Origin of the sequence: Arthrobacter agilis, from assembly GCF_006494655.1 — a bacterium.
GTDB lineage: Bacteria > Actinomycetota > Actinomycetes > Actinomycetales > Micrococcaceae > Arthrobacter_D > Arthrobacter_D agilis.
The window spans coordinates 354,181-378,223 of the sequence record NZ_VHIM01000002.1 but is presented as its reverse complement, the minus strand read 5'-3'; the positions used below and the strand labels follow the sequence as shown (position 1 = coordinate 378,223).

Annotated in this window: 17 protein-coding genes and 1 tRNA gene; 8 read left to right on the top strand and 10 right to left on the bottom strand. The window is 68.4% G+C overall.

The features are described 5' to 3' along the window. Positions 1–5: 5 nt before the first annotated feature. The 3 genes from FJV46_RS04530 (at position 6) to FJV46_RS04520 (ending at position 2,562) form a co-directional block, all read left to right on the top strand. On the top strand, positions 6–836 hold the full coding sequence (locus tag FJV46_RS04530; protein ID WP_087029514.1) for a class I SAM-dependent methyltransferase: 831 nt from the start codon (positions 6–8) through the stop codon (positions 834–836). 204 nt (positions 837–1,040) lie between these two features. Beyond that, entirely contained in the window at positions 1,041–1,658 is a 618-nt protein-coding gene (locus FJV46_RS04525; protein ID WP_087029516.1) for a sigma-70 family RNA polymerase sigma factor, read from the top strand. Positions 1,659–1,674: 16 nt separating this feature from the next. Further along, positions 1,675–2,562 carry an anti-sigma factor gene (locus tag FJV46_RS04520; RefSeq protein ID WP_158250134.1) on the top strand — a complete coding sequence of 296 codons (888 nt, stop codon included), beginning with the start codon at positions 1,675–1,677 and terminating at the stop codon, positions 2,560–2,562. 158 nt (positions 2,563–2,720) lie between these two features. Here FJV46_RS04520 and FJV46_RS04515 read toward each other — a convergent pair whose 3' ends face one another. From FJV46_RS04515 to FJV46_RS04500, 4 genes are all read right to left on the bottom strand, one after another. After that, positions 2,721–3,473 carry a PIG-L deacetylase family protein gene (locus FJV46_RS04515; RefSeq protein ID WP_087029520.1) on the bottom strand — a complete coding sequence of 251 codons (753 nt, stop codon included), beginning with the start codon at positions 3,471–3,473 and terminating at the stop codon, positions 2,721–2,723. Position 3,474: 1 nt separating this feature from the next. Next, positions 3,475–4,422 (bottom strand): electron transfer flavoprotein subunit alpha/FixB family protein, encoded by a 948-nt coding sequence (locus FJV46_RS04510; protein WP_087029521.1) that lies wholly within the window; start codon positions 4,420–4,422, stop codon positions 3,475–3,477. A 37-nt stretch (positions 4,423–4,459) separates the two neighbouring features. Continuing rightward, the gene (locus FJV46_RS04505) at positions 4,460–5,287 is read right to left on the bottom strand and encodes an electron transfer flavoprotein subunit beta/FixA family protein (protein ID WP_179195220.1); all 828 of its coding nucleotides are present in this window, start codon (positions 5,285–5,287) and stop codon (positions 4,460–4,462) included. A gap of 262 nt (positions 5,288–5,549) precedes the next feature. Further along, positions 5,550–7,013, bottom strand: a complete 1,464-nt coding sequence (locus tag FJV46_RS04500) for a S1C family serine protease (RefSeq protein WP_232008418.1) — start codon at positions 7,011–7,013, stop codon at positions 5,550–5,552. Between the two features lie 352 nt (positions 7,014–7,365). Between FJV46_RS04500 and FJV46_RS04495 the strand changes: the two genes are divergently transcribed. The 3 genes from FJV46_RS04495 to FJV46_RS04485 all read left to right on the top strand — a co-directional run bounded on the left by FJV46_RS04495 (position 7,366) and on the right by FJV46_RS04485 (position 11,868). After that, the gene (locus FJV46_RS04495) at positions 7,366–9,504 is read left to right on the top strand and encodes a TPM domain-containing protein (protein ID WP_306298289.1); all 2,139 of its coding nucleotides are present in this window, start codon (positions 7,366–7,368) and stop codon (positions 9,502–9,504) included. 63 nt (positions 9,505–9,567) lie between these two features. Further along, entirely contained in the window at positions 9,568–10,362 is a 795-nt protein-coding gene (locus FJV46_RS04490) for a PspA/IM30 family protein (protein ID WP_087029526.1), read from the top strand. Between the two features lie 117 nt (positions 10,363–10,479). Continuing rightward, positions 10,480–11,868, top strand: a complete 1,389-nt coding sequence (locus FJV46_RS04485; RefSeq protein WP_087029527.1) for a cryptochrome/photolyase family protein — start codon at positions 10,480–10,482, stop codon at positions 11,866–11,868. A gap of 192 nt (positions 11,869–12,060) precedes the next feature. Here FJV46_RS04485 and FJV46_RS04480 read toward each other — a convergent pair. From FJV46_RS04480 to FJV46_RS04470, 3 genes are all read right to left on the bottom strand, one after another. Then, positions 12,061–12,134 (bottom strand) — tRNA-Met (locus tag FJV46_RS04480). A 69-nt stretch (positions 12,135–12,203) separates the two neighbouring features. Then, a complete protein-coding gene (locus FJV46_RS04475; protein ID WP_239961516.1) occupies positions 12,204–15,155 on the bottom strand; it encodes a UPF0182 family membrane protein in 2,952 nt (983 codons plus the stop codon). Between the two features lie 302 nt (positions 15,156–15,457). Continuing rightward, positions 15,458–16,549, bottom strand: coding sequence for a YlbL family protein (locus FJV46_RS04470; protein ID WP_232008419.1), 1,092 nt, complete (start codon positions 16,547–16,549; stop codon positions 15,458–15,460). Between the two features lie 400 nt (positions 16,550–16,949). Between FJV46_RS04470 and FJV46_RS04465 the strand changes: the two genes are divergently transcribed. Beyond that, a complete protein-coding gene (locus FJV46_RS04465) occupies positions 16,950–18,389 on the top strand; it encodes a zinc-dependent metalloprotease (RefSeq protein ID WP_087030296.1) in 1,440 nt (479 codons plus the stop codon). 245 nt (positions 18,390–18,634) lie between these two features. Here the strand turns inward: FJV46_RS04465 and FJV46_RS04460 are convergent, their stop codons facing one another. Genes FJV46_RS04460 through nudC form a run of 3 tightly spaced genes read right to left on the bottom strand, consistent with a single transcriptional unit; the run spans position 18,635 to position 22,252 of the window. Beyond that, positions 18,635–19,201 carry a M48 family metallopeptidase gene (locus FJV46_RS04460; RefSeq protein WP_087029530.1) on the bottom strand — a complete coding sequence of 189 codons (567 nt, stop codon included), beginning with the start codon at positions 19,199–19,201 and terminating at the stop codon, positions 18,635–18,637. Next, complete coding sequence (locus tag FJV46_RS04455) at positions 19,188–21,344, bottom strand: ATP-dependent DNA helicase UvrD2 (protein WP_087029532.1); 2,157 nt, start codon at positions 21,342–21,344, stop codon at positions 19,188–19,190. The genes FJV46_RS04460 and FJV46_RS04455 overlap by 14 nt, the downstream gene beginning before the upstream one ends. Further along, positions 21,296–22,252 carry an NAD(+) diphosphatase gene (gene nudC, locus FJV46_RS04450; RefSeq protein ID WP_087029534.1) on the bottom strand — a complete coding sequence of 319 codons (957 nt, stop codon included), beginning with the start codon at positions 22,250–22,252 and terminating at the stop codon, positions 21,296–21,298. Before nudC ends, FJV46_RS04455 begins: the two co-directional genes overlap by 49 nt. A gap of 162 nt (positions 22,253–22,414) precedes the next feature. On the opposite strand from nudC, the gene FJV46_RS15735 reads away from it, so the two are divergent. Further along, complete coding sequence (locus FJV46_RS15735; protein ID WP_306298290.1) at positions 22,415–23,914, top strand: macrolide 2'-phosphotransferase; 1,500 nt, start codon at positions 22,415–22,417, stop codon at positions 23,912–23,914. Positions 23,915–24,043: the final 129 nt, after the last annotated feature.

Here is a 24,043-nt window from a genome sequence, read left to right as displayed (position 1 = left end):
CACCCATGCCCGCTCGCCATGCCGCAACCCTGCCCGACGGCGGCGCGGAGGACTTCGACAGGCTCGCGCCCGCCGTGTGGAACCCGGTGAGCAACGCCGTGGTCGCCGCCGCCGACATCCTGGTGGGTGAACGCGTCCTGGACCTCTTCGCCGGCACCGGAGCAGGCACGGTGCCCGCGGCTCAGCTGTCCGGTCCCGACGGACACGTGGACGCCGTCGACCGGTCCTCGTCCATGCTCGACCTCGCAGCCGCCAAGGCGGAAGCGCTGGGCCTCGACAGCATCTCCTTCCACCGGACCGATCCCGCGGACTGGACTCCGGACGTGCCCTACGACGCCATCATCAGCTGCTACGGAGTGTTCCTCCTACTGGACATGGACACGGAGATGGACGGCCTCCTGCGCCTGCTGAGACCCGGCGGACGCGTGGCGCTGAGCGCGTGGGACGACGGCGCCCTCGAACCCTTCGGCACGATCCTCCTGGAGACACTGCAGGCCACAGTCGTGGGCACGGATGACGGACGCGTCGCCGGTGACGCGGCGGTACCCGTCTTCGTCGAGAACTGCGGTCGCCTCGCATCGGCCGAACGCCTGAAGGACTGGCTGACGGCGCGAGGCCTCACGCAGGTCACCGTCGAGCGGCTGGGACTCGCCGTGCCCCTCGAAGCCGACCTCGCATGGTCCCTCGCGCTGGGAAGCGGCTACCGCGGCCTCCTTCCCGACGATCCCGCTGAGCTGCACCGCGTCCGTGAGGCCTTCCTGGCGAGGCTCGGGGAGGACTTCGTGCTGAACGCGGACTCGCTGATCGGTGTCGGTACCTACCAGCCGACGGCCTAGGTCCACCCGGAACACCCTGTACACCTGGCGCACCGCCCGGCCATCCGGGCCCCGACCAGCTCCGAATGCTCAATGACAGCAGCGGGCAGGACTGGCGGGAGAGGTGAGATGGTGCTAGTGCAGAAGGAACGCGTCCGTTCTTCGCGGCACGAACCGCCCCACCCTGTTCGGTCTGGAGCACCCGGCGCTTTATGCTGGAGCCCTATGGAAACGCCACGAGTAAGCCGGGTCAATCCCCCCTCACCCGCAGCACACGAGTCGGCCGTTGATCCCAACGCCGGTCCGAGCCTCACCGATCTGCTGCTGCGGATCGCACGGCAGGACCGGTCCGCGTTCGCTCTGTTCTACGAACAGACATCGAAGCGCGTGTACGGCCTGGCACGACGGGTCCTGATCGACCCCGACCTCAGCGAGGACGCCACCCAGGAGGTCTATCTCCAGGTATGGAACACGGCCGAGCGTTTCAATCCGGCCCTGGGCAGCCCCATGGCCTGGCTCATGACGCTGGCCCACCGGAGGGCGGTGGACAAGGTGCGGTCGGAACAGAGCGCCACCGACCGGGAAGCCCGCTACGGTGCGGCCACGCAGACCATAGACCACGACGATGTCGTCGACACCGTGACGCAGCGTCTCGAGGCCGAGAGTGTCGTCAGGTGCCTGGACACGCTGACGGAGACCCAGCAGGAGTCGGTGAAGCTCGCCTACTACGGGGGGCTGACCTACCGTGAGGTGGCCGAGAAGCTGGGCGTCGCCGTACCGACCATCAAATCGAGAATCCGCGACGGATTACTTCGGCTCAAGACATGTTTGGGGGTGACCTGAGATGCAGGACAAGGATATGAACAGACAATTCGCAGCTGACCTCGAGACCGACCTTGCTCGTGGACACGTCCTCGAGTGGGCCGAGCTTTACGCGCTCGACGCGATCAGTGCCGAGGAGCGCCGCGCCATCGACGCCTTCGTCGAGGATGCCGCCCCGGCGATCAGGGACACCTTCGCGGACCGCGTCCGTACCTGCCGCGAGACCGTCACAGCTGCGTACGCCTCCGATCAGGTGGACCCTCCTGCGGATCTCTTCGAGCGCATCATGGATCGACTCCCGGGCGGTACCACGACCGGTTCATCCGATCACACCCGTGGTCCGGCTGTGCTGCGGTCCGTCGGATCGACCGGCAGCCCGCTCACCCCCGACCCCGGGACCGAAACCGAGGACCTTCGGACCGGTCAGGAAGTCGGAGCGGACGAGCTCTCGCAGCGACGATCCGCCAGGGCCTCGGTGTCCTCGCGTGCCGCCCGCTGGGTGGTTGCTGCAGCGGCAGCAGTCGTTCTGGCCGTGGGTGGTGTGACGATCGCCCAGAATCTGCAGCAGACGTCGCTCGAAGAGCAGATTCTCGAGGCCTCCGATGTCCGCACGGAGCAGCTCGCTCTGCGGGCGGGCGGGACGGCCGATCTCGCGGTCTCGACGGAGGAAGACGCAGCCGTGGTGACCCTGACCGGCGTGCCCGCTCCTGCGGACGGGTTCGTGTACCAGATGTGGCGTATCCCCGCGGATGGTGCTGCGCCGATCTCCGTAGGGACCATGACGGGTGAGGACGTGGCTGGATCTAAGGTCACGGAGCTCCCCGGGATCGGGGGGACGAGCGCGATCGCGCTCACGGTCGAGCCGGAGGGTGGCTCGGAGATACCCACACTCCCGATCGTCGCGCAGATTCCGCTGGGAGCCTGAGCCACACCGGGAGCAGGACGCACCTGACAACGGCCCCGACGATCATCGTCGGGGCCGTTCGCGTCGGGTCAGGGCCCTGGCTCTTCCCATGGGCCTCGTTCCCTGGGCGCCCCAGGGAGCCAACGGGGAGATCGGGAGGCAGGCGACGGTCGCTTCGCTCAGAATCCCGCGATCGTCGTATCGGTGTTGACACCGACCACGTGGAAAGCCTCCGCACTGCGCCCCTCGGCCAGTCCGCCGCGGCGGCCGTTCTCCTGGAGGAACTGGCGGACCATCGACTGCATGCGGTCGACGTCCGGATGCTGGCTCGCGTGCGCCGTGATCGCTGCGACCTTCAGGTCCTCCGAGCCGGTCACGTCGACGAAGCGGTTCTCCTGGTGTGCAGGTGCGCCGTAGAACCAGAGCCAGGGCACCCGGTAGCTCAGGAGTCCGGCCGCCTCCAGCTCGGGGTAGGCGAAAGGATTCTCGACCGCTGGGTAGATGGCGCGCGTCACTGCCTCACCACAGGCCAGGTGATCCGGATGGCTCTTCTGGATCCGGTCCCAACTCCGCTCCGGATGCATCGACACCACGATCTGCGGACGGACCTCGCGCATGCGTCGGACGATCTGCCGGATGACGTTGTCGCTCGGGGCGAGGTACCCATCCGGTTCCCCGAGGAACGTGACGTCGGTGACGCCGACGATCGCTGCCGCAGCGCGCTGCTCGTCCCGGCGGAGCTTCGCGACACCCGACCGGTCCTCGTCCGAGAAGCCGCCGGCATCGCCGTCCGTCAGGATGCAGTAGCTGACGGACGCACCGGCAGCGGTCCATCCCGCGATCGTCGCAGCGGCCCCGAAGTCGATGTCGTCGGGATGGGCGGCGAACACCAGGACGCGGTCCGGGGCCCCCGGGAGGGGTTCTGGGACCACGCTACAGTCCGCGCTTCCTGATCTCCTCCGTGGCCTGAGGGAGCACCGAACGAAGATCACCCACCACTCCGAAGTCAGCGATCTCGAAGACCGGTGAATCCGCGTCCTTGTTGATGGCGACGATGACCTTCGAGGTCTGCATGCCGGCCTTCTGCTGGATGGCGCCGGAGATCCCGACCGAGATGTACAGCTGCGGGGAGACGGTCTTCCCCGTCTGCCCGATCTGCGCGGAATGCTCGATCCAGCCCGCATCCGTCGCGGCGCGCGACGCCCCCACTGCCCCGCCCAGGACGTCCGCCAGCTCTTCGAGCGGACCGAAGTCGCCGTCGACCCCACGACCGCCGGCCACGATCACCCGGGCCTCCGTCAGCTCCGGCCGGCCGCTGGCGGGCTTCTCGGTGCGCCCCGTGACACGAGCCGCCGCGACCGGCACGTCCACCGCGAGTCGCTCCTCGCGGGGACTGGAGGAGATTCCGGCCTCCGCTGCCTCGACGCTGTTCGGCTTGATCGTCAGGATCGGAATTCCGGTCCTGACGCGGCAGTCGACCGTGTAGGAGCCGGCGAAATCGGCTTTCGTGGCGGTGAGATCGCCGTCCAGGGCCACGACATCCGTGATGACACCGGATTCCAGCCGCACTCCCGCGCGTCCGGCGATCTCCTTCGCCTCGTAGGAGTTCCCGAGCAGCACGATCCCGGCACCGGCGGCACGAACGGCCTCGGTGAGGAAGACCGCCTTGCCCGCGACCAGGACGTCGGACACCTCGGCAGACGCAGGACGGTACACGGTCCCGACGCCGTAGGAGCCGATCCCGTCGAGATAGGTCTGCTCGGCTTCGCCGGCGAGCGCCACCGCGACGTCTCCCAGCGAAGCGCCGAGCGAGAGCAACTCACGCTCACCCTTGGCGAGGCTCGCTCCGGCGTGGTCGAGGTAAACGAGGACTGTGGTCATGTCGGGGTCTCCTGGGACGAAGGGTGCGCGAAGAGGATCAGAGGAGCTTTTGTCCGGCGAGGAAGTCGACCAGCCGGATACCGGCGTCGCCTTCGTCCATGATGACGACACCCTGGCTGCGTGGCGGTCGCGGCGCGGCGGCCTCGACGCTCGTCCAGGATCCCGCGCGTCCTACCTCTGACGCATCGAGCCCGAAATCGGCGACGGACAGGGTTGTGATCTGCTTCTTCTTCGCCGCCATGATCCCCTTGAAGTTCGGGTAGCGCGGGTCGTTGATCTGGTCGGTCACCGAGACGAGCGCCGGCAGCGGCGCTTCGATGGTCTCCGCGTAGGTGTCGTTGTCCCGCCGAGCCGTCAGCATCCACCCGTCGCCGGCCCGGCCGAGGTCGAGGGACGCGGCGAAGGTGACCTGGGGAAGGGACAGGCGTTCCGCGAGCTGCGCCGGCACCAGTGAGGTCTCGCCGTCCGTCGACGCCATGCCGGTGAGAATCAGGTCGAAGGGGCCGCTGTGCTGCAGCAGCGCTGCGAGAGCCCTGGAGGTGGACGACGCATCCGAACCGGCCAGGGCACCGTCGCTCAGGTGGACGCCGTCGTCGGCGCCGATCTGGAGGGACTTCTTGACCGCGGCAACGGCCGCTGCGGGACCCATCGTGATCGCCGTGATGCGATGGCCGCCCGCCGCTCCGCCGTGCGTCTCGACGAGCTGCAGGGCCGCCTCCAGGGCGTACTCGTCGAGCTCGGACAGGATGCTCTCGGACCGGTCCGTCGTCAGGTCCTCACCGCTGATGTGCCGGTCGAACTGCGCGTCGGGAACATGTTTCACCAGGACCGCGATACGCAGTCCTGCTGCTGGGGCCTCGTCCATTGATGACCTTCCTCGTTCGGGGATCTTCCCTTCGACAAGCTAACCACAGCGCACCGACGCCGCGATGCCGCCGGGGGCATCGCGGACCGTGGTCCCGCGGACCGCCGCGCCTGCAGGCCACGCGGTCGGACACAGCGAAGGCGGTCCCGACTCCCGGGACCGCCTTCTGGGTGCTTCACCGCCGAGCGGCCTCCTGCGCCACGCGCACCGGACTACCGGCGGCTGCCGACGAGCATCGAGGGCGGTCGACGGCGATCGACGGCTACGGTGTCGGCGCCTGCGCGAGCTCGATCTCGACGGTGCGCGTCTCCCCGCCCCGGACGATCTCGACGGGTACCTGCTGGCCCACGGTCTGGATGCGCCCCGCAGCGGTCAAGGACTGGGGATCGGTGATCGTGTAGGTACCCACCTTCGTGATGACGTCCCCGACCTCGAGTGACGCGCCTTCCGCCGGGGAACCCGGTTCCACCGACTCCACGAGCGCTCCCGCGGAGAAGGTCGAGGTACTCTGCGCCCCGTCGCCCGAGGCCGCAGTCACGCTGACGCCCAGGAATCCGTGGGTGGCCTCGCCGTTCGCGATGATCTCCTTCGCGATACGGTCCGCGTAGTTGATCGGGATGGAGAAGCCGACACCGATGTTGCCGGTCGATTCGCCGGATCCTCCCGAGGCGATGGCGACGTTCACTCCGATGATGTGACCATCGGCGTCGACGAGCGCCCCGCCGGAGTTGCCCTGGTTGATCGCGGCGTCGGTCTGGATGACGTTCAGGTAGATGGAGCCCTGGGACTGCGTCTGCTGTTCGCCGGATCCTCCCGGCGGCAGGAAGTTGAAGCCCTCGCCCTCCTCCGTCTGCGCACTATCGGGCTGGTCCTCGGGGACGGCCGACGAGGCGACGCTGATGGTGCGGTTCAGGGTGGAGACGATCCCGTCGGTGACCGTGCCGCTCAGTCCGAGCGGAGCGCCGATGGCGATCGCGGTGTCGCCGACGTTGAGCTCGTCGGAATTGCCGAGAGTGGCGGCGGTCAGGTCCGGTGCGTCGATCTTGATGACGGCGAGGTCGCTGAGTGGGTCGGTACCGACGACGGTGGCCGGGTAGACGCGCCCGTCGTCGAGTTTGACCTCGACCGTCGGGTCGGAGACCTGTCCGCCGAGAGTCACCACGTGCGTATTGGTGAGGATGTGTCCGTCCGTGTCGAGGATGATCCCGGACCCGGAACCGCTGGCGGTGCCCCCGTTCACGGCGATGGTGACGACGCTCGGCGATGCGGTGACTGCCGCGCCGGTGATGGTGTTCACATCGTCCGTGTTGTTGACGACGATGGACTCGGGCGCTGTCCGGGACGTCGCGGTCGTCGTGCTGTCGTCCAGTGCGGAGATGGCCGCCGTCCCCACACCGCCGCCCACGAGTCCCGCCACGAGGACGCCGGCGGCGAAGGTGGTGAGGCCCACGCGCCTGCGCTCCCTTCGCACCGGCCGGTTGCCCTGCGGTGGCTGACCGTACGAACCCTGCCCGCCGTAGAAGGGCTGGTGCCCCGCGTAGGCGGGATGCGTCGCCGGCCGATTCTGCCCGGCGCCTTCCTGACGTGGCTCGCCGGCCTGGCCCCGGGCCGTCCGCTGGCCGGAGCTCTGCTGGGAATCCCAGCCCGAACCCCAGGTGGGCGGGGTCTGCGGCTGCGGAGGGAGGGCGCGCTCGGGCTTGCCCTGGGAACCTGGCTGCTCGTTCATGGGAGGTCCTTTCGTTGCTGTTGACCACATCATGGCAACCGACGCTGAGCAACACTCACGTGTTTGCTGTGCGGTGTCTGAGAAGTCGCTGAGCCGTCCACCGAATCCTGCACAGGAGTCCATCGTCTCCCGACCGAACCGCCCGGCAACCAGTATCGCCGCATTCGCCCCCGGTGCGTGCGGTTTCACTCCTCCCTGAGCGACTCCACCTGTGCTTTCGCTAGGGGCGCAGGAGGCATGGTGGACGCTCCCCCCACCCCATCCATAGAATCGGAAAGACAGGGAGCCTCCGGCGTCCGTCGACCCAGTCCTGGGATCGGAGTGGTCCGGAGGACGTGCCGAAGGGTCGAAAATGCGAATGTTGAGCAGGCGCACCCGCGTCTCTGCTGTGGTGGGCGCCGTCCTGGCGATCCCGCTGATCTCGAGTACCGCCGCGCTCGCCGATGAACCGATCACGTTCCCGCAGGGAGATTTCGTGGTCGACAACGCGGGCGTGCTCAGTGACGGCGACGAGGCCGAGCTCCAGTCCGCGATCGAGGATCTGCGGGCGAACGAGAATTTCACCGTGCGGGTCGTCTATGTCGATACCTTCGAGAATCCCAGCGATGGCGAGGCCTGGGCCGCTGCAGCCGCTACCGAGAATGCGACCTCCGCCGATGAGGCGCTCCTGGCCGTCGCCGTGGAACAGCGGAACCTGGGGTTCGTCGCCGGCGAGCGCTCCGGCATCTACCCCTCGGTGCAGGAGATCCGCACCGACGCCGTGACTCCGGAGTTGCAGGCGGGCGACTGGCTCGGTGGCGGACTGGCAGCCGTCGACGGCGTCGCGCAGGCGCTCAACGGCAGCAGCATCGGCGGTTCGGGCGGTGACGGAACGTCCACGGGAACGGGCACCGGTACATCGACGGGCGGCAGCGGGATGGGCGGGCTCGTCCTGGTGGGCGGGCTCGTCGCGATCGCCGGCGCCGGCGGCTACCTGGTCCTGAAGAACCGCGGCGGCACCAGTGCCCAGCGCCGACGCGAGGAGTACGGCTACGGTCCTGTACCGGCGGCGAGCGGCGAGGTGGTCGATCCCCTGGCTGCACTCAGCGTCGAGGATCTGCGGACGCGGGCCGGAAGCCTTCTCATCGCGGCCGATGACGCCATCAAGTCGAGTGAGCAGGAACTCGGGTTCGCCGAGGCGCAGTACGGCGCTGATGCGATCGCACCGTTCTCGGAGGACATCGCAGGCGCCAAGCGCCACATGAGTGAGTCCTTCAAGCTGCAGCAGCAGTTGGACGACCACATCCCGGACACGGAGCAGCAGCAGCGTGAGTGGCTCGGAGAGATCATCCGGCGCTGCGAGGACGTCAACGCCTCCCTCCAGGCCCACAAGGACGACTTCGATGCCCTGCGGGAACTCGAACGCAACGCGCCCGACGCGCTCGCAAAGGCGCAGGCGAGTGCCGGCGAGGCACAGCGACGCCTGAGCTCTGCCGAGCAGACCCTGCGGACATTGGAGGCACGCTACCTCGAGACTGCGACGTCGCAGGTCGCGGACAACATCGAGCAGGCACAGGAACGGCTGGCCTTCGTGAACAGCGCCGCGACCGAAGCGCAGTCCCGGATGTCCGACGGTGACACCGGGCGTGCTGTCGTGGCCGTCCGCGCGGCGGAGGAAGCCGTGCATCAGAGCACGGTCCTGCTCGATGCCATCGACAAGCGGGCAGAAGAACTGGCCGTGGCAGAACGCGACCTCGAACGAGCCCTTCCGGAGACGGAGCAGGACCTCGCCCAGGCGCAGGCCATGGATCGCACCGGGCAGTACCGCGACCTCGCCGGCCCCGTGGCGGCCCTGCAGACCGCGGTCACGACGGTGCGGCAGGAACGCCAGAACGCGAGGAGCAACCCTGTGGCACTCCTGCAGCGCCTGAAGGCTGCGCATGCTCAGCTCGATGCCGCGCTGGGCAACGTCCGGGATCAGGCCGAGAACGCCCGCCGCGCCCAGGAATCGCTCCAGCACGCACTCATCGCCGCGCAGTCCGCCATCTCGGGCACGGCGGACTACATCCGCGCACGCCGCGGCGGCGTCGGGAGCGAGGCCCGAACACGTCTCGCGGAGGCCGAACGCAACCTGCACGTCGCCGTCGACCAGCAGCGGTCCGACCCCGTCACGGCCCTGTCACATGCCCAGCAGGCCGCGCAACTCGCAGATCAGGCCGCGCAGCTCGCGCAGCAGGACGTCGACGGTTTCGGCCGCGGCGGAATGGGCGGGATGGGCGGAATGTATGGTGGCCGCCGGGGCGGCGACGGCATGGGCGGAGCACTCCTCGGTGGAATCCTCCTCGGCGGACTCCTGAACGGCGGAGGCGGCGGGGGGATGTTCGGCGGTAGCGGCGACGGTGGCGGGGGCTTCGGAGGAGGCGGCGGCAGCTTCGGCGGCGGCGGCTTCGGCGGGTTCGGCGGCGGTGGCGGAGGCTTCGGCGGGTTCGGCGGGGGCGGCGGCGACTTCTAGTCGACCGACCCGGCGGATCAGCAACACGTAAGGATCATCATGAAGAATCGAAAGGGAAACCCCATGGTAAAGCAGTCAATATTCGGCAGGATCGCCCAGCTCACGCGAGCCAACATCAACGCGTTGCTCGATTCGGCGGAAGACCCGCAGAAGATGCTCGACCAGATGGTGCGTGACTACACGAACAGCATTGCCGAGGCCGAGAGCGCCGTCGCGCAGACCATCGGCAACCTGCGCATGATGCAGGACGACTACAACGAGGACGTCGACAACGCCCGGAGCTGGGGCAACAAGGCCCTCGCCGCCTCGCGCAAAGCCGACGAGTACCGCTCGACCGGTGACACGACCGATGCCCAGAAGTTCGACAACCTCGCCAAGGTCGCCATTCAGCGGCAGATGGCTGCGGAGAACGAAGCAAAGGGTGCCGAGCCGACCATCGCGTCGCAGACGGAGATCGTCGACAAGCTCAAGGACGGCCTGAACCAGATGAAGGGCAAGCTGGGCGAGCTCACCGTCAAGCGGGACCAGCTCATCGCCCGTTCCCGCACCGCCCAGGCACAGCAGCAGGTGCACGACGCCGTCAAGAGCATCGACTTCATGGACCCGACGAGCGAGGTGGGTCGATTCGAGGAGAAGATCCGCCGCGAGGAGGCGAAGGTCCGTGGTCAGCAGGAACTCGCGTCGTCGAGCCTGGACGCCCAGTTCGAGAGCCTCGAGGATCTCGGCGAGCAAACGGAAATCGAAGCCCGCCTCGCGGCCCTGAAGTCGGGATCCGGAAGCCCGTCCGCGATCGGTCAGGGAGCCGGCACGGGCGCCGCCTCGGGTACGCCGTCGACCACGGGCGAGACCACCTACTGATATCAGCAGGGCACCGCAAGCCCCCGCATAGCACAGGGGAACCACGGTCACCAGAGCGTGGTTCCCTTGCCGTTCCGCCCGGTCCTGGGTCCCCTCGGCGCGGGTTAGATTGAAGTCATGGCTGTGACTCTGGTGTGGTTCCGCGACGACCTCCGTATCTCCGACAACCCCGCGCTCGTCGCGGCGGCGGAGAGCGGGGATGACGTGGTCGCCTGCTATGTCCTCGATGAGGAGACGGAGGGAATCCGGCCGCTGGGGGGCGCCTCGAAGTGGTGGCTGCATCACTCGCTCGATGCTCTGGCCGGATCACTGGCAGAGCTCGGGGTCTCCCTGGTCCTCCGCAAAGGGCCCGCCGAGGTTGTTCTTCCGCAGCTCGTCGACGAGAGCGGCGCGCACGCCGTCGTCTGGAACCGACGCTACGGTCTGGCCGAGCGCACGATCGACGCCGCACTCAAAGCCACGTTCGGTGACCAGGGCATCGAAGCGACGAGCTACCAGGCCAACCTGATGTACGAGCCGTGGGAAGTCACGGCCGGGTCCGGTGAGGCCTACAAGGTGTTCACACCCTTCTGGCGGGCATGCCTCGTCCTCCGGACACCCCGCAGGCCCCTCGCCGCACCCGAAGCCCTCCACGGGCCCCCGCCGGACTCTGAGGCGCTCGATGCATGGCACCTGCTACCCACGACGCCAGACTGGGCCCGGGGGCTGCGGGAGACCTGGGTACCCGGGGAGGCGGGCGCTCACGCGCGGCTCGACGACTTCCTCGACGACGCCGCGCACGGGTACAAGGACAACCGCGACCGGCCCGCGCTGCAGGGGACGAGCATGCTCTCCCCGCACCTGCGCTTCGGCGAGATCAGTCCGTTCGAGGTCTGGCACGCAGCGCAGGACCACAAGGATCCGTCCACAGCCGAAGACATCCGGGTCTTCGGCTCCGAGCTCGGCTGGCGGGAGTTCAGCTGGCAGCTGCTCTACTTCAATCCCGAACTCGCGACCGTCAACTACCGCCCCTCGTTCGACGGCTTCGCGTGGGAGCGGTCCACCCGGGACGAGCTCACGGCGTGGCAGCGGGGCCGGACGGGATACCCGCTGATTGACGCGGGGATGCGTCAGTTGTGGGAGATCGGCTGGATGCACAACCGGGTGCGGATGGCGACGGCGTCATTCCTCATCAAGAACCTGATGATCGACTGGCGCGTGGGCGAGAAGTTCTTCTGGGACTGCCTGGTGGACGCCGATGCCGCCAGCAACGCGGCGAGTTGGCAATGGGTGGCCGGCTCGGGAGCCGATGCAAGCCCCTACTTCAGGATTTTCAACCCTGTCCTCCAGAGCAAGAAGTTCGACCCGGACGGAGCCTATCTTCTCCGTTTCGTCCCGGAGCTCGCCGAGGCGGAGAACCTGCACGAGCCCTGGAAGGGTTCGGCGCCCGAGTACTCGCCACCCATCGTGGACCTCAAGGAGAGCCGCGAGCGGGCGCTCAGCGCCTACAAGGCTCTGTCCGACTGAATCCGGCGCTCAGGAGGCTGCCCCGAGCCGGCGGAGATCGATACCTGCGGAGGACGTGCGCCGACAGGGCCCGGACCATCGGCGCCTGACGAGGGAGCCCGCCCTGCTGCGTCCGACCCTGATCGGCACACCACGTCGATCCGCTACAACAAGAAGTCCGGCCCACCCGAAGGTGAGCCGGACTTCTATCCGTTGCGGGGACAGGATTTGAACCTGTGACCTCTGGGTTATGAGCCCAGCGAGCTACCGAACTGCTCCACCCCGCGGCGTGTAACTAACGTTACCGGCCGCGGGGCCAGGAGGCAAATCGAGCCGGTGCCCGGCCCCTTGCGGGCCTAGCCGGCGTCTCCCGCGACCTGCGCCTCGGCGTCCAGGGCCCGCTGCAGGGCGTCCTGCAAGCGCTCCTGGGCTTCTCCGTAGGTGGCGAAATCGCCAGCCGCGAGCGCCGCGTTACCTTCCTGGATGGCCGTGTTGGCATCGTTGAGCGCAGTCCGGAGATCAGCTGCAGGATCGCCCGTGGTCGTTCCGGGGCCTGCATCCGGCGTCGGAGCGGGCGTAGGCGTCGCTCCTTCTCCGCCCTCTTCCACCGGCGGAGCAGCCGGGTCCTCGGGGGTCTCCCCCACGTTGTCGCTGTCCCCCGTGGTCGCACCCGAGTCGCCACCGAAGACCTGGTCGAGCGCCTCGGCGAGCGTCGGAGCGAATCCGACATCCTCGCCGAAGCTCACGAGGACGCGTCGCAGGACGGGGAAGGACGAACTGCCGGACGACTGCACGTACACGGGCTGCACATAAGCGATGCCCCCGCCGATCGGTAGTGTCAGCAGGTTGCCGTTGATGACCTCGGATGCGCCCTGCCGCAGCAGGTTCAGCTCCTGGGACACGGTCGTGTCCGAGTTGAACAGGTTCTGCGCCTGTCCCGGACCGACGACCGAGTCCTGTCCGGAGCTGTCGAGCAGCGTGAGCCGGCCGTAGTTCTCGTTCTTGACGCCGTCCTCGCCGGTTCCCGCATCGCCGTTGGCCGCGAGGAACCCGTAGAGCACATTCCTCGGAGTCTGGCCAGCAGGCACGAAGGGGATGTAGGGCGTGGTCAGCGAGAAGGCCGCCTCGTCCTGCTCGGGCATCTGCAGCGTGAGGTAGAACGGCGGCTGCCGGGGCGTGCTCGCCGTCGCCGTTCCGTCGGAGAGCGCGCCGGGATCGGCCGGGACGCTCCACGCCTGGCTGTTGTCGAAGAACTCATTGGTGCTGGTGACGTGGTACCGCGCCAGCAGCTCCCGCTGCACCTTGAACAGATCCTCCGGGTAGCGCACGTGCGCGAGGAGGTCGGCGGACATCTCGCTGTAGGAGGTGAGCGAGGACGGGTAGACGTTCTGCCATGCCCTCAGGATGGGGTCCTGATCGTCCCACGCGTACAGGGTCACCGAGCCGTCGTAGGCGTCGACCGTCGCCTTCACGGCATTGCGGATGTAGTTCACCTGCTCGGCAGGCAGCGCTGCCGTCAGGCCTTCCGCGGTCTGCGAATCCTGGGTGGCCGTCTCGAGGCTCTGTTCCTGCGAGTACGGGAAGTTGGAACTCGTGGTGTACCCGTCGAGGATCCACTTCACGCGCCCGTCGACGATCGCCGGGTAGCTGTTGCCGTCGAGCGTCAGGTAGGGCGCAACCTTGCGCACGCGGTCCACCGGGTCGCGGTCGTAGAGGATCTGCGATTCGCTGTTGACCTGATCGGAGAGCAGGAGGTCCGTGGACTGGAACTTCAGGGCGTAGACGAGGCGGTTGAAGGGGCTGCCGACCATTGGCCCACCGTCGCCGTCGAACGTGGTCCTGGAGTCCGTGTCCGAGTTCTCATCCTGCGGGCGGTCGATCTCCGCCGGGTCGGACCCCTCGGGGGCGCCGACCACGGAGTACAAGGGAGAGCTCTCGCCGAAGTAGATCCTCGGCTCGTAGGTGGACTCGTCTCCCAGCAGACCGGTGGAGGGGATGCCCGACTGCAGGAACTCGGGGCGGCCGTCGGGCTGCACCGTGGCGCCTGCAGCGGCGACCACGCCGTAGCCGTGCGTGTAGAAGGCGTGCTCGTTCACCCAGCCGGTCGGGACGCCGTCGGTGTCCAGTTCGCGGACGGCGATGACGGTGTCCTGGATCTCCCCGTCGATCTCGTAGCGGTCGACGTTGAGGGTCTCGGGGAACTGGTAGTACTGGCGGAACTGCTGCAACTGGCTGAATGCGTCGGAGACGAGATTCGGATCCAGCAGGCGGATGTTCGCGGTGGTCTCACCATCGGCGTTCAGCGCGCCCGCCTGGGGGTTGTCCTCCGGCCGGTAGGTCGAGGTCTCGACGCGGTCGAGTCCGTACGCCTCCCGGGTCATCTCGATGTTGCGGTCGATGTACTCACGTTCCGCGTTCAGCTGCGAGGGGTCCACCTGGAAGCGCTGGACGATCGACGGGTAGACGCCACCGGCCAGGAGCGCCGTGATGATGAGCATCGCGGTCCCGATGAGCGGCAGGCGCCAGCGCCCGATGAAAGCGGACACCACGAACAGCACCGCGACGATGATGGCTGCGACGGCGAGGATGGCCTTGGTCGGGATCACGGCGTTCACGTCCGTGTAGAGCGCACCGGCCCACCTGCCCTGATTGAGCAGCGTGTCGTAGCGGTCCACCCAGTAGTTGACTCCCTGCAGGATCAGGAAGAGGGCTGCCACGATCGCGATCTGGAGCCGTGCCGCCTTGGTGGTGAACAGCCCCTTCTCCTCGAGGCGGATGCCGCCGTAGAGGTAGTGCGTCAGGACGGTGGCGATGGCGCTGATGATCACCACGCTGATCAGGAACCCCGTGACGAAGCTCAGGAAGGGAAGCGTGAACATGTAGAACGCGTAGTCCATCCCGAACTCCGGGTCCTGGCGGCCGAACGGCACCTGGTTCAGGAACAGCAGCACCTGTTGCCACTGCGACGAGGCCGCGGTCCCTGCGAAGGCGCCGAGAACCACCGGGATGCCCAGCATGAGCAGGCGACGGATGGGTTCGAGTTGCGCCTGGTACCGGTTCAGATTGTCCTGGACCGCGCTGTCCGGCGCGTAGATGGGCCTACTGCGGAACGCGATGCGGAGGCTGAAGTACACGGCACTGGCCATGATGAGGAAAGCGGCCAGGAAGAGGACTATCCGCGAGAGGTTCTCCGTCACGAAGACCTCCAGGAAGCCCAGCTGGTTGTACCAGAGCACGTCCGCGTAGACCTGGGACAGGTAGACGAAGGCTATGACGATCACCGCCACGACGATGATCGTCGGGATCAGCGGATTGCGTCGCCGATTCGTTGATGTACGGGCTGAGCTCGGCCTGCTGCCGAACGGACGGTCTGGTCCGGATGTCACATCTACCTCATCGTTAGGTGCTGCGGGTCACGACGACCGGTGTTCCGAGCCGCCCCTGTGCCCGCGCACGGGTAGAAGACAGCATGCAGTCACGCCCCTCGTGATTTCATTCTGCCCTGTCCACGCTCGGCCGGACCAATTAGGTTCCCGGTGACCGCCGACCCGACGCGATCGTCACCGAACCGTGTCCTCGCGTCTGCACCTCGTCGGGCCGGCTCCCGGGATCAGCAGGACGCGAGATCCTCCGCGCCGTCGCCGGACCCGAGCGTCTCCACGGCCTCCACGGCATCGTCGAGCGTCTGCACACTCACCACCGTGAGCCCGTCCGGGATGTGCCCCACGACCTCCTCGCAATTGGCGGCAGGGGCGAGGAAGAACTCGGCACCACCGGACCGTGCCCCCACGAGTTTCTGGGCGATGCCCCCGATGGGACCGACAGCGCCGGCCGAATCGATGGTGCCCGTGCCGGCGAAGTGCCGACCGCCGGTCAGGTCGCCCTCTGTCAGAGTATCGATGATGCCGAGGGCGAACATGGTCCCCGCCGACGGTCCGCCGACGTTGTCGAGCTGAATGGTCACGTCGAAGGGGAAGTCGAACGTCGACGTCAGGAGAATCCCGAGCTGGAACTCGCCGTCGGCCGATTCCTTCGGCGTCACGGACAGCTCGAGGTCCTCGCCATCCCGCACCACGGCCAGCGTGGCGGGGGCGCCTTCCGCATCCGTAAGCGCGGACCGCAGCGTCTCGATCGTGTCGATCGCCGTCCCGTCGATGGAACGCAGGACATCCCCCTCCTGCAGGATGCCCGCGGACGCCGAGTCGCCCGGCAGGCCGGCAACGGAGAGTTCCTCGCTGAAGGGGATGTCCTCGTGCGTGAGCGCGGCGGCGATCGCTGACTCCTGGGAGGACGTCATGGCCACCGCGTTCTGCTCCTGGAGCTCGGACGACGTGGTCCCCTCCGGGTAGACGAGCTCCTCGGGCACCACGTTCTCGCTCGGGTCCACCCACGCCCGGAGGGTGTCGAGGACGTTGACCTGGCCATTGGGACCCCCTCGGACGAAGACCGTCGTGAGATCCAGCTCGCCTTCCGGAGGGTAGCTCTGCGTTCCCTCCACCCGGATGAGCGGCTGCCCGTCGACTTCCCCGATGGTGTTGAACGTGGGACCCGGGGCCTCGATGATGTACGGCGAGGGAAGCAGGACGGCAGCAGCACAGAGAACGACGGCGAGACCTCCGGACACCGCCATCGCCCGGAAACGCGGGTCGCGCGGGGTCGGCGTCCCATGACTGGTGGTCTCGACCTGGACAGGCTGCGTCACTGTACTTCTCTCTGTAGGGCGGGCCGTGCGATGCGGTAGCTCAGCATCCGACCGGCACATTCAGGGTAAACGCTGGAACCGGCCGGACCGGTTCCACTCGGGGCTGGACGATCGGGAAAACGCGAGGCAGTGCCGGGCACGGGCCTCCGCGTCGCGTCCCCGGCCCCGCCGGGACGGCGCCGTGGCTCCCTGCGCACGGTGCTTTGCCCTCAGCGAACGAAGCGCGACGGGCCGGACACGGGCACGTCCGGGCCGGTAGCGTGTTGCCCACAGCCGCCCGGCGTGGGTCACACCCCCCGGCCGGACCCACAAGCTACTCCCAGGACCGGTGGTATCAGTGACCAACCCATCCAACCCGTCGAACGGCGACGACGACTCGCCCCAGGATCCGCTGTCGGAGATGCTGGCGAAGATGTTCGGCGGGGGCACCGGAGGGATCGACCCGCAGGAGATCGCGAAAGCCGCAGGGCTGCCGTCGGACCCCGCGGCCATGGCCATGATGATGCAGCAGGTTCAGGCGATGTTCTCCACTCCGAGCGAGGGCCCCGTCAACTGGCAGATGGCCCACGACCAGGCCCGCAGGGTGGCGGCCTCCGAGAACGACCCGTCGGTGACCCCGCTGCAGCGCCGGAGCGTCGACGAGTCGCTGAAACTCGCCGAGATGTGGCTCGATCCGGTGACGGATTTCCCCAGCACGGGCCAGCTCGGACGCGCGTGGTCCCGTGCCGAATGGGTGGAAGCGACGATGGCGACCTGGCGGCGGCTCACGGAACCCGTCGCGACCAGCATCGCCAAGGCGCTGTCGGATGTGATCTCCGAACAGCTTCCCGAAGAGATGAAGTCGATGATGGGCATGATGGGAGGCCCTGCCTCCATGCTGCAGAACGTCGGCGGTGCGATGTTCGGGATGCAACTCGGACAGGCCGTCGGCGCACTGTCGAAGGACGTCGTGGGTTCGACGGACATCGGCGTGCCGCTCGCGGAGGGCCGTATGGCGCTCCTGCCGACCAACGTCGCCGCCTTCGGTGAGGGCCTCGATATTCCCGAGCAGGAGGTCCAGCTGTTCCTCGCCGTCCGGGAAGCGGCGCACGTCCGACTCTTCACGCACATACCGTGGCTGACGGGACATCTCCTCGGGAGCGTCGAACGCTACGCGCGAGGCATCCACATCGACATGGACAAGATCGAGGAAGCTGCACGGGACATCGACCCCACGAATCCCGAAAGCCTCCAGGGCGCACTCTCGCAGGGCGTCTTCATGCCCCAGCGCACCCCCGAGCAGGACGCGGCGCTGGTACGACTCGAAACGACCCTCGCCCTCGTGGAGGGTTGGGTCGACGAGATCACGGCCGCGGCCGCTGCGAACCTCCCGTCCGCGGGTGCCCTGCGCGAGATGGTGCGCCGCCGGCGGGCGACCGGTGGACCGGCGGAGCAGGCCTTCGCGGCCCTCGTGGGTCTCGAACTGAGGCCCCGACGACTCCGGGATGCCGCCGCGCTGTGGTCCCTCCTCACCGCGGAGCGCGGTATGGAAGGCCGAGACGCGCTGTGGCAGCACCCGGACCTGCTGCCGACCGCCGAGGACCTCGACGACCCGGCCGGCTTCTCCGAGAGGCGCCGGCTCCTCGAATCCTCCGACGCTGATGTCGACGCCGCACTCGAGCGTCTGCTGGACGGTGGCTTCGAATCCTCGGACGCTCCCCATCCGGAAGAAAGCGGCGCCGCGTCGTCCGACGCCGGCGAGGGCTCCTCCGGCGCTGGCTCCGATGCCCCGGATGCGCCCGGTCACGACGCCGCCGCGGACGACGACGACCCCTCGGGCGACGCCGCGTCAGGGCGGTAGTCGACACCGGAGGGACCGGCACGGGGAGACCACGCACGACGGTCGCCGGCGCTGCCGCCTCCCGCGCCACCGCGACCGGTTCGTCGCCGTCTCTGGTCGCGACTTGGCCTGCCACGGTCGGGGCGTTTGCGACCGGTGTGCCACGGTCTCTCTGCTCTCGCCGTTGCCTGCCACGGTCGGGGCGGTCGATGCCCAGCCGGTTCGCTGTGGGACCGGCCGGGCCAGGGCCGACCACGGCACGGCCGTCAGGCCGGGTGCGCCGGGCTTCGTTGCGCAGCGAAAGCAGCGCCCTCGAGGAAGGCCTTGGCAGTCTCGGTCCGGGGATATCCGGTGAGCAGGGCCCAGAAATGCGCATTGTGCGACGGCTCGATCAGATGCGCCATCTCGTGCAGGATCACGTAGTCCACCACCCAGTCCGGCATCCCCTGCAGTCTGTGCGACAGCCGTATGGTCCGAAGCGCAGGGGTAGCGGACGCCCAGCGGGTGTTCTGGTTCGTCACCCACCCGATCGACGCGGGTATCCCCTGGCCGCCCAGATACCGGCGGGACAGGCTTATTGCCCTCTCGAGGAGCGCGGGAACCGGCTGATCGTCCACCACAGCCGGTTCCGTGAAGTATTTGGCCGACATGCGTTCGACCATCCGCTCCACCCAGTGGCGTTCCTGCCGGACGGAGAAGTGGCCCGGGATCGACACGCGCAGTACGCCGTCGCGGATGTCGGCGCTCACGGTCCGCTTGCGGCGGGCCGACCGCCGCACCTCGACCGGCAGCCGGGGATGCTCTCCGGGACCCTGCGGGTCAGGCCGGGTCATTGATGATTCCGAGCACGGCGTCGCCGTAGCGCTCCAGCTTGGACGTTCCGATGCCGGCCAGCGCACCCAGCTCCTCGGCGCTCCGGGGTTTCGCCTCTGCGATCGCCACCAGTGTGGCATCGGTGAAGATCACGAAGGCCGGCACGTCCTTCTCCCTCGCCTCGGTGAGCCGCCAGGCACGCAGGGCCTCGAACGTCTCCTCCTCATAGCTCGCCGGGCACTCCGTACACCGGCCGATCTTGCGCTCGGATCCCGTCAGAAGAGGGCGCTTGCAGACCCTGCACATCACCGGCCCGGTCGACGTGCGGGCAGACTTGGCGCGCGGCTGCCGAAAACTTGCCTTCCCGGCCGTGGCCGGTCTCAACGCGTCCAGGAAGCGCGACGGCTTGCGGCTGGCCCGACCTCCGGGGGAACGGGAGGTGGACCAGGACATCGACAGGTGGATGCGGGCCCGCGTGATGCCCACGTACAGGAGTCTCCTCTCCTCGTCGATGCCCTCCTGCGTGTCGGCGAAGGAGATGGGCATGAGCCCCTCGCTCAGGCCCACGAGGAACACGGCGTCCCACTCGAGCCCCTTGGCCGAGTGGAGCGACGCCAGGGTGACGCCCTGCACCGTGGGGGCGTGCTGCGCTGCAGCTCGCTCCTCGAGCTCGGCCACGAATGACTGCAGTGTGAAGGACTCCGGCCCACGAGTCCTGTTCAGCTCGTCCGCCAGCCCGACGAGGGCTGCCAGCGACTCCCACTTCTCCCGGACGGCACCCGAGTTCTGCGGGGCCACCGAGGTGTAGCCGAGCGAGGCGAGGACGTCCCGCACCTGTTGGGGCACGTCGTCGTCGCCCTCGGTCCGCGCGGCCGCGCGCAGCTGAAGCAGGGCGTCCCGCACCTCCCGCCGCTGGAAGAAGCGCTCGCCGCCCCGGAGCTGGTACCCGATGCCGGCACTGGCCAACGCCTGCTCGTAGGCTTCGGACTGCCCGTTGGTGCGGTAGAGGATGGCGATCTCGCTGGCTTTCACACCCTGATCGAGGAGGACACCGATCCGTCGTGCGCACTCCGCGGCTTCGGCCTCGTCATCAGTGCACTCGGTGAACACGGGCTCGGGTCCGGCGGAGCGCTGGGCGATCAGCTCCAGGGGCTCCGACCAGGTGGTACCCGCGGCCCGCCGATCGGCCTCGCTGCTCCGCGCTGACAGCAGTGTGTTCGCTGCGCGGACGACCTGCGGCGTCGAGCGGTAGTCACGGACCAGTTTCACGACCTGCGCGCCCTGGTACCTCTTGGTGAAGTCGAGGAGGTGGCGCGAGGTGGCTCCGGTGAAGGAGTAGATGGTCTGGCTCGCATCCCCGACCACGCACAGTTCCCGCCGCTCCCCCAACCAGAGGTCGAGCAGGCGCTGCTGCAGGGGCGAGACGTCCTGGTACTCGTCGACGACGAAGTGGCGGTACTGCGACCGCACGGTCGCCGCGACCTTCTCGTCCTCCTCGAGTATGGCGACGGTGGTCAGCAGCACGTCCTCGAAGTCGATGAGGTTGCGATCGATCTTCAGGTCCTCATAGGCCGAGAAGATGCGGGACACGGTGATCAGATCCATCCCGGCAGGCTCCGACCGGCCGGCGGCTGCTGCTACGTAGGCGTCGGGAGTGAGCATCGAGACCTTGGCCCATTCGATCTCGGCCGCCACGTCACGGATCGCCGCCCGGTCCGTGGACAGCCGCAGGCGCCGGGCCGATTCCGCGATGAGCTGGGCCTTGTGATCCACCAGGGCAGGCAACGGCCCACCGACGGCCTGGGGCCAGAAGTACTGAAGTTGCCGCAGCGCCGCCGCATGGAAGGTGCGCGCCTGCACTCCTCCCGCTCCGAGGTCCCGCAGGCGCGTGCGCATCTCCGCCGCCGCCCGCGCCGTGAAGGTCACCGCGAGCACCTGCTGCGGCGTGTAGACGCCGGTCTGCACACCATAGGCGATGCGGTGGGTGATGGCCCGGGTCTTCCCTGTACCGGCTCCGGCGAGGACGCACAGCGGACCGGTCAGCGTACTCGCGACGGTGCGCTGTTCCTCGTCGAGCCCATTGAGGATGCTTTCCTCGAGCAGTGCTCCGGACACTAGGGACGCGCCTCCGACGGCTCCTCGTCCAAGGGTCCGCCGTACCATCGCTCGATCAGGGCGCGCGCAATCGATACGCCTCCGGCCACGGCGATCCTGCCCTCGCGGACCTCGGCGAACAGCTCGGCGCGGGTGAACCACCGCAGGGATCGCATCTCGTCGCGGTCGGGCACCGCGTCGGTCGTGACGGCGCGCGCCGTGAACCCGAGCATGAGCGAGGCAGGAAAAGGCCACGGCTGTGAACCCAGGTACTCCGGTGACTCGATCTCGATGCCCGACTCCTCTCCGACCTCCCGGATGACGGCGGCCTCGAGGGACTCCCCTGGTTCGACGAAACCGGCGAGCGTGGAATACCTGTCCTCCGGCCACGCCATGGCCGAGCCGAGCAGCAGGCGATCGTCGTCGTCGATCACGGAGACGATGATCGCAGGATCGGTCCGTGGGTAGTGCTGCGACTGGTCGCGCGGGCACTGGCGCACCCATCCGCCGTCGCGCAGTTCGGTGCCTGCGCCGCACCGGGGACAGTGCGTGTGCGTGGAATGCCAGTTGGCGACCGCGGCCGCAGCGACGAACAGGCCCGCGTCCCGCGCGTCGAGGGATGCGGCGATCTCCCGCAGTCCCAGCCAGTCGCCGGCCGGGGCCAGTGCGGGATCCTCCTCCGGGAGAACCGCGAGCAGCACGCGCTCCCCCGCGTCGGCGGCACCCTCGTTGATCCGTCCCAGGTACACGAGCACGGCAGGCCGCGCCAGCTCTGAGGTCCGCGCGAGCCGGAGCGCGTGCCCCTCGATGGGGGCCTTGCCGCCCGCGAGCGCCAGGACCCGTGTGGAGGGCGAGGCCCAGAGGAGATCGAGCAGGTCCTTCGAGGTCCGGGCTTCCCCGTCGCGATCCGAATCGGCGCGGGAAAGAGGAAGCGAACCAAGGGGCGGAAGGACCAGGGTCCGGAGGGGTTCGGTCATGGTTCTACGGTACGTTCTCGGTCTCCCAAAACACATTCACGGGCGACCACGTGGAGGAGTAGTGCAGACGCGAAGACGAGTAGTCCATCCAGCGACTCGCCGCACCGGACGGAGCGGCGGATCGCGGAACAGCCTACGGTGGACTTTGTGAAACGGACACCCATGGAACTTGCTGCCATCGCCAGTGCCGCAGTACCTGGCCTGGCTCCGACAGGCGTCGCCGGCGCCCCCGACGACGCAGCAGATTTCGACTCCGCGCTGCTGGTCGACGACGCCGGCAAGCAGTGGCGCGTGCGATCGCCCCGCCACGCGGAGGCGAGCATGAGGCTCGAGACCGAACTGCAGGCCCTGCGGGCTTTCACCCACGCGGTGAAGGCGGAGCTTCCGTTCCTCGTCCCCCATATGGCCGGCAGCGTCCGCCAGGGTGAGCTCAGCACCTTCGTCTACTCGCATCTCGCGGGCAGCACGCGTCCCCTCGAGGGACTTGCCGCGGGTGGGCGCGCGATGGCCCAGGAACTCGGTCGCGCCATCGCCGCGATCCACGAGCTACCGAAGGAGATGGTGCAGCGCGCCGACCTTCCGAGCTACGAGGCGGAGGAATATCGCCAGCGGAAGCTCAACGAACTGGACCAGGCCGCGACGACCGGCAAGATCCCCGCCATCCTCCTGCGGCGATGGGAGCATGCCCTCGAGGATGTCAGCCTCTGGCGGTTCGGTCCGACGGTGATGCACGGTGATCTCCACGAGGACCACCTGCTGATCTCCGCCGGGCGCGTGTCCGCCGTGACCGGGTGGACCGACCTGAGTGTCGGCGATCCCGCCGAGGACTTCGCCTGGCTCGCCGCCGCCGAGGACACCGCTTTCGTGGAGGCCGTCTACGCCGCATACACCGGAGCCAGGACCGCCGCCGTCGATCCCCACCTCGCCCGCCGCGCGGCCCTCGCCGCCGAGTTCGCCCTGGCACAGTGGCTGGTGCGCGGAGTCTCGCTCGGCGACGCGGCCATGGTCCTCGAGGCCGAAGACATGCTGGGCACCCTGAGCGCCGATGTCGAGTCGATCGAACGCGAACAACTCGAGGCCGCCGAGCGCGAACGGCGGGCGGAGGAGGAACGCATCGAGTGGGGTGACGACAACGGCGAGGACGACGTCGACCTGGACCTGGACCTGGACCTGGACGACCGCTATACCGTCGTCGGGCACATCGACTCCGCTGAGAACTCCGCTGATAGCACCGACGGCACCGACGGCACCGTGCACAGCACCACGGCACCGGCGCCCGCGCCCGCGCCCGCGCCGAACGCCGCTTCCGGGAGCGGAAGCTCGGCGGTCGACGGCTCGGGCTCCGAGTCGGACGGCGCCGAGCAGACCCCAGGGCAGGGTGAGGACACGTCGTCCGTGAGTTCGGGAACGAGGGAGAGCCACTCCTCGCCCCATGCTCGCGGACTGCGGGAAGGCCGGGACACCCCCTCGGGGTCATCCCTCGCCCACGCACGCCTCGTAGCCGCCCGCCAGCCGCGGCCGACGAACGCCGGGACCGGTTCCTCGTCGGTCGCACCGGCGACGGACGAGGCGACGACGGACGCGGAAGGCACCGGGCGTCCCGCCTCTTCTCCGGACGACGTCCAGACCACAGCGTTGCCGATCATCTCCTCCAGGCGCTGACCCGGCTCCTCCCTGCCATCCGCGCCCGTCCCTGCGCGGGCCGCGCAGTCGGCAGTCGGCAGTCGGCAGTCGGCAGTCGGCAGTCGGCAGTCGGCAGGAAGATCATCTCCGGTCCCTCGACGGAAGGCT